Raw genomic sequence first — 13,828 nt, 5'->3', positions numbered from 1 at the left:
TCGATCTATTTTTTACCGCTTTCAATAAAGAACATGGTAAAAGGGTACAGAAATACCCGATTACCATTCCGCAACTGTACCATCGGCATTGCGCCAGATTGGATTTTTCCAGTTGTGGCTTTCCTTGGACATTTCCTTCACCTTGTCTTCATTAATGTCAATGCCAAGACCAGGCCCTTTCGGAATAGTTACCGACCCTGACTTATATTCAAATACCGATTTGTCGACAAGATAATCAAGCAAATCACTGCCCTGATTATAGTGAATTCCAAGGCTTTGTTCCTGAATGATGCAATTTGGTGTGCATGCATCAAGCTGCAGGGATGCGGCAAGATTAATCGGTCCAAGCGGTGCATGCGGGGCAATCGCAACATCAAAGGTTTCTGCCATTGCCGCTATCTTTTTCGCTTCAAGAATGCCACCAGTATGTGACAGATCTGGCTGAATAATATCAACAACACCATCCATCAGCATTTGTTTAAAGCCCCAGCGTGTGTAATTTCGTTCCCCAGTCGCAATTGGTGTTGTCGTATGATTTGCGATTTCCTTGAACGCTTCCAGATTCTCAACTAGTACTGGTTCCTCGATAAACATTGGTCGATATGGCTCCAGCTCTTTCACAAGAATTTTGGCCATTGCTTTATGGACACGGCCATGAAAATCAATTCCGATACCAAAATCATTGCCAACAGCCTCGCGGATTGCGGCTACTCGGCTTACTGCTGCATCAACCTTCACGTAACTGTCGATATAATTCATTTCCTCCGTACCATTCATCTTGATTGCGGTAAACCCCACGTCAGCCTTTTCTTTTGCAGCGGCACCAACATCTTGCGGACGGTCCCCGCCAATCCAGGAATAAACCTGAATATCCTTGCGAACAGCACCGCCAAGCATTTCGTGGACAGGCATATCGTGGTACTTACCTTTAATGTCCCATAGTGCTTGTTCAATACCGGAAATTGCACTCATTAAAATTGGTCCGCCACGGTAAAAACCTCCGCGGTATAAGACTTGAAAATGGTCTTCAATGTGGCGCGGATCCTTACCAATTAAATAATCCATCAGTTCGGTAACACCAGCCGCTACAGTATGTGCGCGCCCTTCGACAACTGGCTCTCCCCAGCCGCAAATTCCTTCGTCCGTTTCTATTTTTAAAAATAACCAACGCGGTGGCAGCTGATAAAGTTTAAAATCAATAATTTTCATTTATTACACACCCTTAATCGCTTCAACAAATTGCTCGGCCTTTTCCGTCATACCCGCCAGTGTTTCTTCACTGATTGGCTGTTTCGTATTAACAAGTGCACTTCCTAATCCAGCCGCAACAGCGCCATTTTCAAAGTATTTGCGAACGTTGGACAAATCAACGCCGCCGGTAGGCATTAACGGAATATGCGGCAATGGTCCGTGCACATCTTTTATATAGCTTGGACCCATGACGCCGGCAGGAAATACTTTAATCAAATCTGCACCATGTTCATAGGCTGTTAAAATTTCCGTTGGTGTCATCGCACCTGGAATACTTACGACACCATAGCGTTTCGTCATCCGAATGGTTTCGGTGTTAACGGTTGGCGAGAAGATAAAGCGTGCACCAGCCATAATCGATGCTCTGGCGGTTTCCGGATCAAGCACAGTTCCCGCACCGACAATCAGCTGGTCACCAAATTCCTGACTCACTTTGCGAATTAACACGTCCACTTGCGGCGTATCTGCGGTGATTTCCATAATGTGAACGCCTCCTTTATGAAGGGCGCGAGCAATGGCTAGGACATCTTCACCTTCAGCACCGCGTATAACAGCGACAAGCTTGTGTTCCATCATTTGCTGCAATGTATTTCCCATCGTTAATTTCCTCCTTATCGTTCCACATCTTCACGTTCAATTTTGTTCATAAAATAGTTCAGTCTGTTAATTTCCGGCAAACCTTCAACATCACCATCAACCATCGTCACCATAGCGCCGACAGCGTTGCCTCGTCTGACAATTTCAGGTAATGCAAGTCCATCAACGATTCCTGATAAACAGCCAGCCGCGAAACCATCACCAGCCCCAACCGGATCGACAACTTGTTCAACCGGGAATCCCTTCACAAAACCAGATGATTCAGCTGATAAATAATAAGCACCTTGCTTGCCCAGCTTCAAAATCACCTTATTCGCACCATTGTTATAAAAGTTTTCAGCTAGTATTTCAGGTGTCGCTTTACCAAAAATAAATTCAGCTTCATCTATACCAGGTAACACAATGTCAGCCTGGGCTGATAACTCTTGCAGAACTTTTCTTGCCCGTTCTTCCGACCACAGCTTGCGCCTGAGGTTCGGATCAAATACAACGGTCACACCATTTCTTTTTGCGTACTGAATCGCGGTTAAAACGGTTTCATAGCACTGCTCACTAAGTGCAGGAGTAATGCCTGTCACATGCAGAAAGTTCGCACCGGCAATATAGGCCTCGTCGATATCTGCCGCTGCCATGCGACTCGCTGCCGACCCCTGCCGGTAATAGTTTAGCCTTAACTCTCCAGGTGTTAATTTTTCCTTAAAGTAAAGACCGGTTGCAGCAGTATCGTCAACCGTGACCTGACTGACGTCAACACCTTCCCCGCGAATGAAATTCCGGATCCGTTCACCAAACTCATCGTTGCCGAGCCTGCTAATCCAGCCAACCTGTTTGCCAAGTCTTGCGAGGCCAATTGCTACATTCGATTCAGCACCAGCAATTTTTGTAGAAAAATCACCAGCATAACGCATCAGACCGGAAGATTTCGGGGTGAACAGCACCATTGTCTCTCCTAGTGTCACAACATCCATAATACTTAACCTCCTCTCTACCTGTGTTAAAACGTTTACATTAAGTAGAAAAAATTTTTTATAACCGTTTCAATGAAATAGCTCCGCGCATATTCTGCAGCGCTTCCCGTCCATCTTCCTTTTTCCCAATCATCACATTCGTGTACAACGCATCAATAATGCTGAGCTGTGCAATTCTTGATGACATGGCCTCGGAACGGAAATCAATTTCTTCCGCAACGGTATACAGGGAAAGATCAGCTTCCTTAGTTAAAGGAGATTTAGCAAAATTGGTTATGCTAATCGTTTTAACCCCTTTTTCCTTAAGTATCTGTAAAACATCAAGCATATCCTTTGTTGATCCTGAATGCGAAATCAGAATGGCAACATCATTCTTCGTTAATTGTGATGCCGACATGAGCTGCATATGCGATTCGAGATTAGCATTTACCTGCAGGCCGCTTCGGATAAATTTATGGTAGGCGTCCATCGCTACAACTGCTGATCCGCCATTCCCAAAAAATTCCACTTTGCCCGCCTTCAAAATGACCTCACATGCTTCTTCAAATGTACTTCCATCAATAATATGCATGGTATCTTCAAGTGTTTTCATATTGGAACGGAAAACTTTTTTCGCAATCGTTCCAACACTGTCACCTTCATTAATTTTTTCGTGGATATCTTTCATCGGCGTCACGAATTCAGCTGCCAGTGCAATTTTCAGCGCCTGATACCCTTTAAACCCAATCCGCTGACAAAACCGAAAAACCGTCGATTCTGCCACATGTAATTCATCTGCCACTTGGTTAATCGTATGATGAATAATGTTTTGGGGATTTTGTAAAATATAGTCGGCAATTAGCTTTTCTTTGTCACTAAATTTCCCATAGTTACTTCGTATACTAGCTTGAACGTGTTTTTGCCCATCATCCATCGGCTGTCACCTTCATTTCTAATTTATCGCAGTTTCGATTTATGAAATGATTATACAAGAAAAATATTCTTTTATCAACAAATAGGAAAGAAAAAAATTTCACACAGACAGGATCAACCAATTTTCTATCGCTATTTTGCTGTTTCGTGATATGATTAAGATAATGAATGAGGAGGTTAATTATGCAAAATCTGACGATTACCGCAAAGGATAAAAAGCATTCGCACCAACTCGAACCAAAAAGTATGGCTATCTATCAGCAATGCAGGATTATCGAAGCAACAAATGAACTGGACCAGACCTGCTACATCTTCTTCTATAAAGATCATTATTTGAATTACGTTACCGAAAAGAAAACAACCAAGACACACTCCTACGTGGTTGATTCTTTTAAAAAAGGTATCACCCTGCCTCCCTCACATCCATTGTTTATGACCGTTGTTTCATCCCATCCCAACATTAAGAAACAGAATTTCAGCGATCTTTTCAAAAAACTACAGAAGCAATACACACTTCAGGAAACTGCTTTGATTGCCAGTTACTTTGAGTCCTTTATCAAAAAAGCTCAATTAGCTAATTTCATTCAGAGTCTCTTCTATAAAGAACGTCGCGATGGGAAACTATTATCCTGCTATCGGATTCTCAGGATTATGAAAGACTTTGCTCCAAAACGTAGTTTAGTTGATGCCTTTTCACGCGACATGGACTTCACCAAATACGAAGACCTCTACAAACAGGGTGACGCGTCATTGCTGGATAAGGACCCCATTTATATGGAAAATAAATTATATGCCAATCAGCATAATAATCAGGACTTTCAGGCGCTATGCAAATTCTATCAGGCACAGGACCGCCTTGAAGACGTGATCGCGGTTCACATAACACATGTGATCTATACACAGGAGACTAGTGATTATGACGCGCTTAAATTCTTGATCGAAGAACATCTGGGCGGAGAAAATATGTTACCCGTTCTAGAGGATTTATACAGACGTGGACTTACAATAATGTCCCTGCAGCAGGATTTGCTGGCTGCTTACATGGCTCACGAAAGACTGGAAGATGTATTAACCTTAATAAGCAAACACGAACTCCACCTGCAACCGGCCCAGTCCAAGCAATTGACCAGGGTAGTGAAACAACGAGGAATCACTACAGACTCCATCCCCAACGAGGGCTTGCAAGAGTTAATCCGCACGTTATTTGCAGCCAAAGATAATCAAGCAACTGAAATTTTACATCAGGCCATTGCTTCACTACTGAACGATCACAACCTTTCATACATACAAGAATGGGCACAACCATTCAGAGCGATTACCCTTGCAGAACCAACTTTACAAAAAATCGATGAAATGAACCGAATTGCCGAGGATCCGAATCAGCAACGTAAGCTCGGTGAACTCTATCATGAATTCCATCATCCGAAACTGGCAATCGAATGCATGAGCTTTGATATGGAACTTCGTGAAGACGATCCCAAACCCGTCCAATGGCTTGCAAAACTATATCATGAATTAGGAATGAACGCTGAATATAAGGCATATCAGCAGCTGTATGTGGATATGGTTAAGCGGGGATAGAGTGAAATTCGATTAAGAGTCCGGAAAAAGGTGTTTTTATTAACCTTACTGGTAACTTTTTATAATACTGCGACATAACAGCAACGTGATTTCCGCTGCGGGCAGTCGCTTTCAGGGCCTGGTGAGCCCAACCTTAGTGATAAACTATGCTAACATGTTATTTGGCAACATTACTAGACATCCCACCCATTATTATGATGGTTGTTTTTCACTGTGGAAAGCAACCCAGCGCATACGTCGCAGTTTCCTACGTATTAAGATTACAATCCCACCGTTTTAATAATAACGTTCTACACTTCCCGTCCAATCATTCGTCTACCTGAGTCAATCATTTTAGTTAATTCCCAGCCTTTTTTCTATTAAACTTTCATCAAAGCACTTCCAATTCTTTACTAAAAACAAATAGTAGGATACTATTCATATAAGAAAGTCCATATTTGGAAAATTTCCATTCTTCAACATAGTTATCTGTAAAGAAGGTGAAGTAATGAACCTTACCTATTTCCTGTTTTTCCTGTGTATCATTGTTTGCACGTTAATTATTACATACTGGGCAGCCAAGCAAAGTAAAACGACAAATCAATTTTATATCGCCAGTGGGAGTTTGAGCGGGATTCAAAATGGGATGGCGATCGCTGGAGATTACATAAGTGCGGCTTCCTTTTTGGGTATTGTTGGGTCAATTGCGATCAATGGCTATGATGGGTTTTCTTATGCAATAGGATTTTTAGTCTCCTATTTAATTGTGTTGTTTTTCATTGCTGAACCCGTGCATCATCTGGGTAAATTTTCACTCGGGGATGTAGTTTGCTCACGTTTTCCGGGTGATAAAATGCGCTTACTGATGGCAAGCGGTGCCTTCATCATTTCCATTTTATATATGATTCCACAACTGGTCGCTGCAGGTCTATTAATTCGTTTGCTGCTTGATATTAATTATTCAACTTCTGTACTAATTATCGGAAGTTTAATGACGGTATATGTCGTATTCGGTGGAATGTATGCTACATCATGGGTACAGATTGTAAAAACGGTGGTGCTTTTGTCGGGGACATTTCTTCTTTCGTTAATTGTGTTTTCCCGGTTTGACTTTAATCTTTCCGAATTACTCGCACAAGTGAAAACGGGCACCCCGCTGGGTGAAAACATCTTTCTGCCCGGAAATTTATTTAGCAACCCTTTGGAAACCTTATCGCTCCATCTTGCACTTATTCTAGGGACAGCTGGCCTGCCCCATATCTTGATTCGCTTTCTTACTGTCCGAAATACCAAAGAAGTACGTAAATCTCTGTTAACGGCCAGTTGGATTATTGGAGCTTTTTATATTATTACACTGATACTGGGGCTTGGCGCGATAGCATTAATCGGATTTAAGGAATTGGTCACAGTTGATCCGACTGGAAATCTGGCTGCACCACTATTGGCAGAGGAATTGGGTGGTGACTTTCTGATGGCCTTCATTGCCGCTATTTCCTTTACAACTATTGTCGCGGTTGTCGCTGGATTAGTCATTTCAGCTACAACAGCTTTTTCCCATGATATCTATTTCCACATTCTTAAGAGGGGACGCACTACTGAAAAGAGACAACTGCGCGCTGCCCAATGGACTGCATTTGCCGTTGGCCTTATTTCAACTTTATTTGCACTTGGTTTAAAGAACATTAATGTTACCTCCCTCGTTTCCCTGACTTTTATTGTAGCAGCGTCCAGTAACTTGCCTGTACTATTGTTTACCATCTACTGGAAAAGATTTAATCAAACAGGAGCAATCATCGGAATGGTGTGTGGGTTAACCGCTTCCCTCACGTCCCTTCTGCTTGGTCCGCATATTATGAATCCGGTTAGTGGATGGATTCAAAGGGATCCCCTTTTTCCTCTATATAATCCAGGCATCATTGCCATTCCAATCGGGTTCCTTGGTGCATTTCTTGGGTCTATATTTTCACGAGAATCATCTGAATCCGAGGTAGAATTCAGGCAGTTTTACATAAAAGCACAGACCGGGATTGACACGAGGAGGAAAAACCCGTGAAATATTTAACAATTGTTTTATTTGAACGAATTGGATTATTGCTGGTACTCGCTTTTGTCCTGACGCGTATCCCTGGTTTCCGGTCATTACTGTATCGTGAGTTCAGTAAAAGGATGTCGTTTGTCCATGCCTGTATGTTTGGTATGTTTGGAATAGCTGGGACGATAACAGGGGTGGTCGTTGAAGGGGACTCCGTTGTGATCAGTGATTTTATCTGGTCTGTCGGTGAAGATCAAATGATTGTTAGTTCAAGCCTGGTTGCCATTGTAATTGCCGGATTATTAGGAGGGCCTGTTGTTGGATTTGGGGCAGGTATTATTGCTGGTGCACATCTATTTTACCTGGGAGGAATTGGCTTTATCGCAAACAGCCTGATCAACCCACTAAGTGGCTTCCTGGCAGGATTAACCGCTCGCTTTTTTTCAAATGAACGGGTAATTTCACCAATGAAGGCATTGTTTATCGGCGTCTTTCCACCGGTTCTGCAAATGCATATGCTGCTTATCTTTTCATCTAATCCAGATGACAGGATTGCCCTGGTAAATACCATCGGCTTACCACTTGTACTGTCAAATAGTATAGCAATTGCCATCTTCACTGCGATGATCAGTATTGTGTTACGGGAGCAAGAAAATGAGGCCGCATTTGCAACTAAACAAGCGTTAACAATTGCTGAGGAAGCTCTTCCCTTTCTAAAAAAAGATTCTCCACGTGAAATGGCCGAAGGAATTGCTACTTTACTGTACAATAGGTTGAAATTAGCTGCTGTTTCGATTACGAATGATCGCGAGGTTCTGGCGCATAAAGGGTTGGGAGATGATCATCACCGGACTGGTGATAAAATTTTCACTTCCCTTTCACACCAAGCGATTGCTTCCAAACAAATGCAAGTTGCCTATTCACGTTCGGAAATACAATGCAGAAACGAGAGCTGCCCATTAGAGGCCGCCATCATGATCCCGATAATGGATGCCAATGATACAACAGGCCTGATTAAGTTTTATTTCCGCAAAGGTCAGCACATACGGCCGGTGGAACTCATGTTGGCCCAAGGTTTGGGACAGCTGATTTCTAATCAACTGAATACCATTGCAGCCGACAAGTTAAAAACACATATACGTGATGCGGAACTGAGAAATCTTCAGGCCCAGATCAACCCGCACTTTCTCTTTAATACACTCCATATGATTGCAGCATTGTTTCGAAAGGATCCGGAAAGAGCGCGGCATATCACCGTCCAGTTAGCACACTATATGCGGTTCAATATTGGACTCGTTTCATCATCACTTGTGTCTCTGGAGAAGGAGTGTCAGCACGTAAAGGCATATATCGATATTATTCAGACCCGCTTCGCCAGCCGTCTACAAATTAATTTTCCTGAAATGGATGAAGCACGGCAAGTTCTTATTCCCCCGTCGACGATGCAGCCGCTCGTCGAGAACGCTGTCCAGCATGGTCTGGAAACCGTGGCCCATGGGGGAATCATAACCGTGCGGATTGAGAGATTGGGGGAATTCATCCAAATAACAGTACGTGACAATGGATGTGGGTTCCCCGAAAATATTTTACACCGTGCCGGTCAGGAATCACTGACAGAGAATCAAAATAGTGGAGCAGGATTATTTAATGTCAATCAGCGTTTAATCAGTCTACTGGGAGAATCAGCACGCCTGCATGTTCGCAACTTGCCTTCCGGTGGCAGCGAAGTGTATTTTGCAATTCCAAATAAATAGTGTGGCTACGTTACAAGGGAGTGTTTGTTAATGAAAAGTATTCATGCCATGATTGCTGAGGATGAACAATTGGCACGAGAAGAATTAATCTACCTGTTGAAACGCGAACAGGATGTCACTACTTGCCCAAGTGCAGAAACCGGAGAACAATTAATTGAGCTGTATCTTGCGCATGAGCCTGATGTTATTTTTCTTGATGTCCAAATGCCGGGAATGCCTGGTGTTGAAGCTGCCAGACGGATTACAGAACTGACCTACAATCAATCCCCATTATTTGTATTTACTACGGCATATGACGAATATGCCATTGATGCATTTGAAATTGATGCAACCGATTATCTATTAAAACCCTACGATGACACTCGTTTTCAGAAGACAATGAACCGTGTTCGTAAGCAACTGACCCAGATGGATGGAAAAGATAATCAGCAGTCCAGGCAAACACAGGCTCATGCGGTAAAGTTACTGGTCGATGATGGGGACCGGATGGCTGTTTTATCTCCGAATTCCATTTATTATGCAGTTCCTTCTAAACGTATGCTGGAAATTCATACAAAAGATGAAGTTATTGAAAGTCGCATGACATTGCAAGAGCTAGAGGATAAATTGCATGGCCTTGCTTTTTTTCGTACACATCGAAGTTATTTGGTCAATTTAAATTATATACGGGAAATCACACCCTGGTTTAATGGTACATGTAACATAACACTGCAGGATAAGCATCATACAACAATACCAGTCAGCCGATCAGCACGAAAAATACTTTTCAACCACTTTAATACTTGACCACTAATCATTAAATTATAACTATTCAAACATCGATATCGACCATTGGCCCGAAATTACCATTAAGTTGCACCTAATAACTTATACTGTGTAGTAAGCGCTTTCAAGTGAGGTGGTGACATAGGTTTAGTTAAGGGAATACGCGAAGCTTTCAGTAATTACTGGAGCTTTCGCTACAAAAGAAACAGGGGGGGTTTCATGAGTAATTTAAGCACTGACAGGATAAGTGATCAAGCAAACGAACCGATTGATTATGTAAAAGTGGAACAAAGCTCAACGTTTAAAAAGTTAATGAGCGACAGAAGAAAGTTTATCGTACCGTTAACTATATTTTTTCTTGTCTTTTATTTTTTACTTCCTATTTTAACTTCCTATACAACCTTCTTAAACACACCGGTGATTGGCGATATTTCGTGGGTATGGTTGTTTGCATTTTCGCAATTTATTATGACATGGGTCTTATGTACGCTTTATGTAAAAAAAGCTGCATCCTTTGATAAGCAGGCAGACGAAATCATTAAAGAACAGCTTGACAAGGGAGGAAAAAGCTAATGAATACAACGGTAGTCGTCTTATTCCTCGCTATTGTCATCCTAACACTTGTTATCACGTATTTTGCCGCCAAGCATACCCAGACAACCGGTGACTTTTATACAGCCGGCGGGGATTAAAGGGTTGGCAAAATGGGATTGCGATAGCTGGAGACTATTTGTCAGCCGCTTCATTTCTCGGGATTGCCGGCGCTATTGCACTTTATGGGTTTGACGGATTCTTTTACAGCATTGGCTTTCTAATTGCTTACCTTGTCGTGTTATTTTTAGTGGCAGAACCATTAAGAAACCTTGGAAAATATACACTAGCTGATATGCTTAAGTCTCGGTTCGATGCCACGAAGGTACGAGGAGCAGCCGCTCTTAACACGATAACCATCGTTCTTTTTTACATGATTGCCCAGCTTGTTGGGGCCGGAGCTTTGATTCAGCTATTATTTGACATCCCTTATTGGATAGCCGTATTAATTGTTGGTGTTATGATGACTATTTACGTGTTATTTGGCGGCATGATAGCTACCAGCTGGGTGCAAATTGTAAAAGCAATCCTACTAATGGCCGGAATGATTATCATTTCATTCCTTGTTTTGTTAAATTTCAACTTCGATATTGGCTACATGTTCAACGAAGTAAAATCGGTTACTAGTCATGGTGCGGATTATTTAAAACCAGGTTTAAAGTATACTGAGCCACTTGGTACCATTTCGTTGATGATCGCATTGGTACTTGGAACGGCTGGTTTACCACATATACTTATGCGCTTTTTCACCGTTAAGGATGCTAAATCGGCAAGAAGTTCTGTTATTACCGCCACATGGGTAATCGGTATCTTTTACGTGTTGACATTATTCCTGGGATTTGGGGCAGCAGCATTCGTAGGTGAATCAAACATCCTTGCAGCAAATCCAGGCGGTAACATGGCAGCCCCATTGCTTGCACAAGCAATTGGCGGAGAAATTTTATTTGCGTTCATTTCAGCAGTTGCATTTGCTACCATCCTGGCAGTTGTTGCAGGACTTGTTTTATCAGGTGCGTCAGCATTTGCGCATGACCTATACGGACAAATCCTTAAAAAAGGAAAGGCAACTGACAAACAACAAATGCTGGCAGCTCGATATGCCTCTCTAGCAGTATCAGTGCTCGCAATTATACTGGCATTATTTGCACAATACCTAAATGTTGCATTCCTTGTGTCGCTAGCATTTTGTATTGCGGCAAGTGCCAATTTACCAGTTATCCTTTACACTGTATATTGGAAAAAGTTCAATACAACCGGCGCCGTAACAGCTATGTTAACTGGATTATTCTCAGCATTAATTCTTGTGTCCATCAGCCCAAGTGTGTTTTCGCCAGTTGAAGGTGCAGCATTATTTACCGGAGAACCACTATTTCCATTATCGAATCCCGCATTGGTTTCTGTTCCATTAGGTTTCCTTGGCGGTTACCTTGGAACGTTATTTTCAAAAGAAACAAATAGCAGACGATATGCTGAAGTAAAAGTAAAAGCAAATACCGGCTATCGGGAAACGGATATCTAAGTCTAATCAAAGCGACTGCCTACTGGTGGTCGCTTTTAATTCACCAGAGTTACACGTCCGCAATAAATCTAATTCTTAACACCAAGCGCATATTCCTTCAAAGCATAAGCTACCCCATTAGCATTATGGTCTTTAGTAACATAAGTAGCTTGTTCTTTAACAACCGTTTCGGCGTTTCCCATCGCAATCGACATGCCAGCGGTTTCGAACATGGAAAGGTCGTTCAGATTATCGCCCATAGCAACCGTATCTTTCTGTGGTATTCCAAAATGGTTTGCCATGAATAGCAGTGCATTCCCTTTGCTCGCTTCGGCGTATCCAATTTCAAACTTTTCTGCCCCGGAAGAGGTAATCGAGATATCTTCCCTGTCAATTAACGTTTCCCGCAGTTTTTTCAATTTTTCCTGATCAAAAGAAAGAACGAACAATTTATAAACACCTTTATCAGTAAAGTCTATTTCCCGGTAATCAGGAACATCTATTAAACCATACTGTTTCGATTGAATATCAATAACATTTTCTGTGTTTTTCAAATCCAAATCAACAGCTTGCTTTATTTCTTTATTCAATCGTTCACTTCCATCACTTTGAATTAAAACTCCAGCATTCGTGTAGATTTCATAATATAATCCGCGTTCCTCCAGTAAATCCATCATTTCCGCCAAAACTTCAGCAGGCAGCACATGATGTTGAATAATCTCACCGGACTCGAATGATAACCCGCCATTCCCTGTCATTATTGGGCATTGCAACCCAGCATCATGCAAAATATGTTTGGCGTCGTGCAGGGAACGTCCTGTTGAAATAGCAACAATATCTCCGTGCTTTTGCGCTTCAAGGATTGCTTCCCGGTTGGCTTCACTGATTGTACAATCTGCAGAAAGCAATGTCCCGTCCATGTCAATAGCAATTAATTTCATTTGTAAAACCTCCAAAATATAGTGAACATATTAGATTAGCTTACCACTAGTTTTAGAAGATTTATATCAAAATGAACAAACACCTTTTAACAAAATTCTAACCTTGCAAAAAGCTAAAAGGATTTACATTTCCGCTTCTCTGTATTAAAGTATTACTGTAATTATAATTCCGAGTAAAATTATAGGAAAAGGAGTGATTGGGGTGGCTATCCCAGAAAAGACAATGAAACAAACAAAAGCATTGCAGCACCCTTTACTGCCATCATCACAATATATGATGACTACAATCGGATTAATTATAGCCGTATTGTTAAGCATCGCAATTTTTGATGAAGCCGATTTTGAAAAAACAGCTACCATGTGGGTGGGACTGCTGCTTGGCTACACACTATTTCATGCCCGGTTCGGGTTTACTTCCGCGTTCAGGCGGCTGCTCTCTGTTGGTAACGGCGAGGCGATGCGGGCCCATATGATTATGTTTGCTGTGGTTTGTACACTTTTCGCCCCCATTCTATCAATGGGACTGGGATTTTTTGGCAACAATCCAGCCGGGTATGTATCCCCTGTTGGCACAAGTGTTGTTGTCGGTGCCTTTATTTTTGGGATTGGCATGCAGCTTGGCGGCGGGTGTGCGTCAGGGACGCTTTATGCTGTTGGTGGCGGTCGTTCTGCAATGTTCATCACCCTGTTCGCCTTTATTATTGGCTCTGTTTTAGGTGCCTGGCACTGGAACTTCTGGGTTAATGAAACACCATCATTTGGGGCGATTTCACTGGCAACAGATACTAGTTTAGGCTATTTCGGTGCCTGGGCGGTGCAGATGGTTATTTTTGCCGCAATCTTTGGAGCAACCTATTATATTAGGAAGAAAAAAAATCCCCCGCCATTAAACCACTGCCAAGCGGCAAAGGCTGGATCCGAATTCTTCGGGGCTCCTGGCCTTTATGGGTAGCAGCTAT

Annotated in this window: 11 protein-coding genes and 1 pseudogene; 7 read left to right on the top strand and 5 right to left on the bottom strand. The window is 42.3% G+C overall.

Going from position 1 to position 13,828, the window contains the following annotated elements; translation table 11 throughout:
• Nucleotides 1-60 precede the first annotated feature (60 nt).
• The 4 genes from dgoD to CFK37_RS10195 are packed head-to-tail and all read right to left on the bottom strand — an operon-like array spanning nt 61 to nt 3,729.
• A complete protein-coding gene (gene dgoD, locus CFK37_RS10210) occupies nt 61-1,209 on the bottom strand; it encodes a galactonate dehydratase (protein WP_089061754.1) in 1,149 nt (382 codons plus the stop codon).
• Between the two features lie 3 nt (nt 1,210-1,212).
• The gene (locus CFK37_RS10205) at nt 1,213-1,848 is read right to left on the bottom strand and encodes a bifunctional 4-hydroxy-2-oxoglutarate aldolase/2-dehydro-3-deoxy-phosphogluconate aldolase (RefSeq protein WP_089061753.1); all 636 of its coding nucleotides are present in this window, start codon (nt 1,846-1,848) and stop codon (nt 1,213-1,215) included.
• A gap of 14 nt (nt 1,849-1,862) precedes the next feature.
• Nucleotides 1,863-2,816: a sugar kinase gene (locus CFK37_RS10200; RefSeq protein WP_089061752.1), complete on the bottom strand. Its 954-nt coding sequence runs from the start codon at nt 2,814-2,816 to the stop codon at nt 1,863-1,865.
• A 58-nt stretch (nt 2,817-2,874) separates the two neighbouring features.
• Nucleotides 2,875-3,729, bottom strand: coding sequence for a MurR/RpiR family transcriptional regulator (locus CFK37_RS10195; protein WP_089061751.1), 855 nt, complete (start codon nt 3,727-3,729; stop codon nt 2,875-2,877).
• Between the two features lie 182 nt (nt 3,730-3,911).
• Between CFK37_RS10195 and CFK37_RS10190 the strand changes: the two genes are divergently transcribed.
• The 6 genes and pseudogenes from CFK37_RS10190 (at nt 3,912) to CFK37_RS10165 (ending at nt 11,949) form a co-directional block, all read left to right on the top strand.
• Nucleotides 3,912-5,309, top strand: a complete 1,398-nt coding sequence (locus tag CFK37_RS10190; protein WP_089061750.1) for a hypothetical protein — start codon at nt 3,912-3,914, stop codon at nt 5,307-5,309.
• Nucleotides 5,310-5,796: 487 nt separating this feature from the next.
• Nucleotides 5,797-7,341: a solute symporter family protein gene (locus CFK37_RS10185; RefSeq protein WP_089061749.1), complete on the top strand. Its 1,545-nt coding sequence runs from the start codon at nt 5,797-5,799 to the stop codon at nt 7,339-7,341.
• Nucleotides 7,338-9,074: a LytS/YhcK type 5TM receptor domain-containing protein gene (locus CFK37_RS10180; RefSeq protein WP_089061748.1), complete on the top strand. Its 1,737-nt coding sequence runs from the start codon at nt 7,338-7,340 to the stop codon at nt 9,072-9,074. The genes CFK37_RS10185 and CFK37_RS10180 overlap by 4 nt, the downstream gene beginning before the upstream one ends.
• Before the next feature lie 30 nt (nt 9,075-9,104).
• Nucleotides 9,105-9,860: a LytR/AlgR family response regulator transcription factor gene (locus CFK37_RS10175; RefSeq protein WP_089061747.1), complete on the top strand. Its 756-nt coding sequence runs from the start codon at nt 9,105-9,107 to the stop codon at nt 9,858-9,860.
• A 198-nt stretch (nt 9,861-10,058) separates the two neighbouring features.
• Nucleotides 10,059-10,412, top strand: coding sequence for a DUF485 domain-containing protein (locus CFK37_RS10170; protein WP_089061746.1), 354 nt, complete (start codon nt 10,059-10,061; stop codon nt 10,410-10,412).
• Nucleotides 10,412-11,949 (top strand): annotated as a pseudogene (locus CFK37_RS10165) (solute symporter family protein). Before CFK37_RS10170 ends, CFK37_RS10165 begins: the two are co-directional and overlap by 1 nt.
• A 68-nt stretch (nt 11,950-12,017) precedes the next feature.
• On the opposite strand, the gene CFK37_RS10160 reads toward CFK37_RS10165, so the two are convergent.
• Nucleotides 12,018-12,869: an HAD family hydrolase gene (locus CFK37_RS10160; protein ID WP_089061745.1), complete on the bottom strand. Its 852-nt coding sequence runs from the start codon at nt 12,867-12,869 to the stop codon at nt 12,018-12,020.
• 202 nt (nt 12,870-13,071) lie between these two features.
• Between CFK37_RS10160 and CFK37_RS20640 the strand changes: the two genes are divergently transcribed.
• Nucleotides 13,072-13,821: a YeeE/YedE thiosulfate transporter family protein gene (locus CFK37_RS20640; RefSeq protein WP_342746695.1), complete on the top strand. Its 750-nt coding sequence runs from the start codon at nt 13,072-13,074 to the stop codon at nt 13,819-13,821.
• Nucleotides 13,822-13,828: the final 7 nt, after the last annotated feature.

Source organism: Virgibacillus phasianinus (assembly GCF_002216775.1).
GTDB classification, from domain to species: Bacteria; Bacillota; Bacilli; order Bacillales; family Amphibacillaceae; genus Virgibacillus_F; species Virgibacillus_F phasianinus.
This window is presented reverse-complemented; position numbering and strand designations above follow the sequence as displayed.

What these genes read in the sequence shown, in the direction of transcription:
- dgoD (WP_089061754.1), bottom strand. Translation starts at nt 1,209, where the DNA reads ATGAAAATTATTGATTTTAAACTTTATCAGCTGCCACCGCGTTGGTTA.
- CFK37_RS10205 (WP_089061753.1), bottom strand. Translation starts at nt 1,848, where the DNA reads ATGGGAAATACATTGCAGCAAATGATGGAACACAAGCTTGTCGCTGTT.
- CFK37_RS10200 (WP_089061752.1), bottom strand. Translation starts at nt 2,816, where the DNA reads ATGGATGTTGTGACACTAGGAGAGACAATGGTGCTGTTCACCCCGAAA.
- CFK37_RS10195 (WP_089061751.1), bottom strand. Translation starts at nt 3,729, where the DNA reads ATGGATGATGGGCAAAAACACGTTCAAGCTAGTATACGAAGTAACTAT.
- CFK37_RS10190 (WP_089061750.1), top strand. Translation starts at nt 3,912, where the DNA reads ATGCAAAATCTGACGATTACCGCAAAGGATAAAAAGCATTCGCACCAA.
- CFK37_RS10185 (WP_089061749.1), top strand. Translation starts at nt 5,797, where the DNA reads ATGAACCTTACCTATTTCCTGTTTTTCCTGTGTATCATTGTTTGCACG.
- CFK37_RS10175 (WP_089061747.1), top strand. Translation starts at nt 9,105, where the DNA reads ATGAAAAGTATTCATGCCATGATTGCTGAGGATGAACAATTGGCACGA.
- CFK37_RS10170 (WP_089061746.1), top strand. Translation starts at nt 10,059, where the DNA reads ATGAGTAATTTAAGCACTGACAGGATAAGTGATCAAGCAAACGAACCG.
- CFK37_RS10160 (WP_089061745.1), bottom strand. Translation starts at nt 12,869, where the DNA reads ATGAAATTAATTGCTATTGACATGGACGGGACATTGCTTTCTGCAGAT.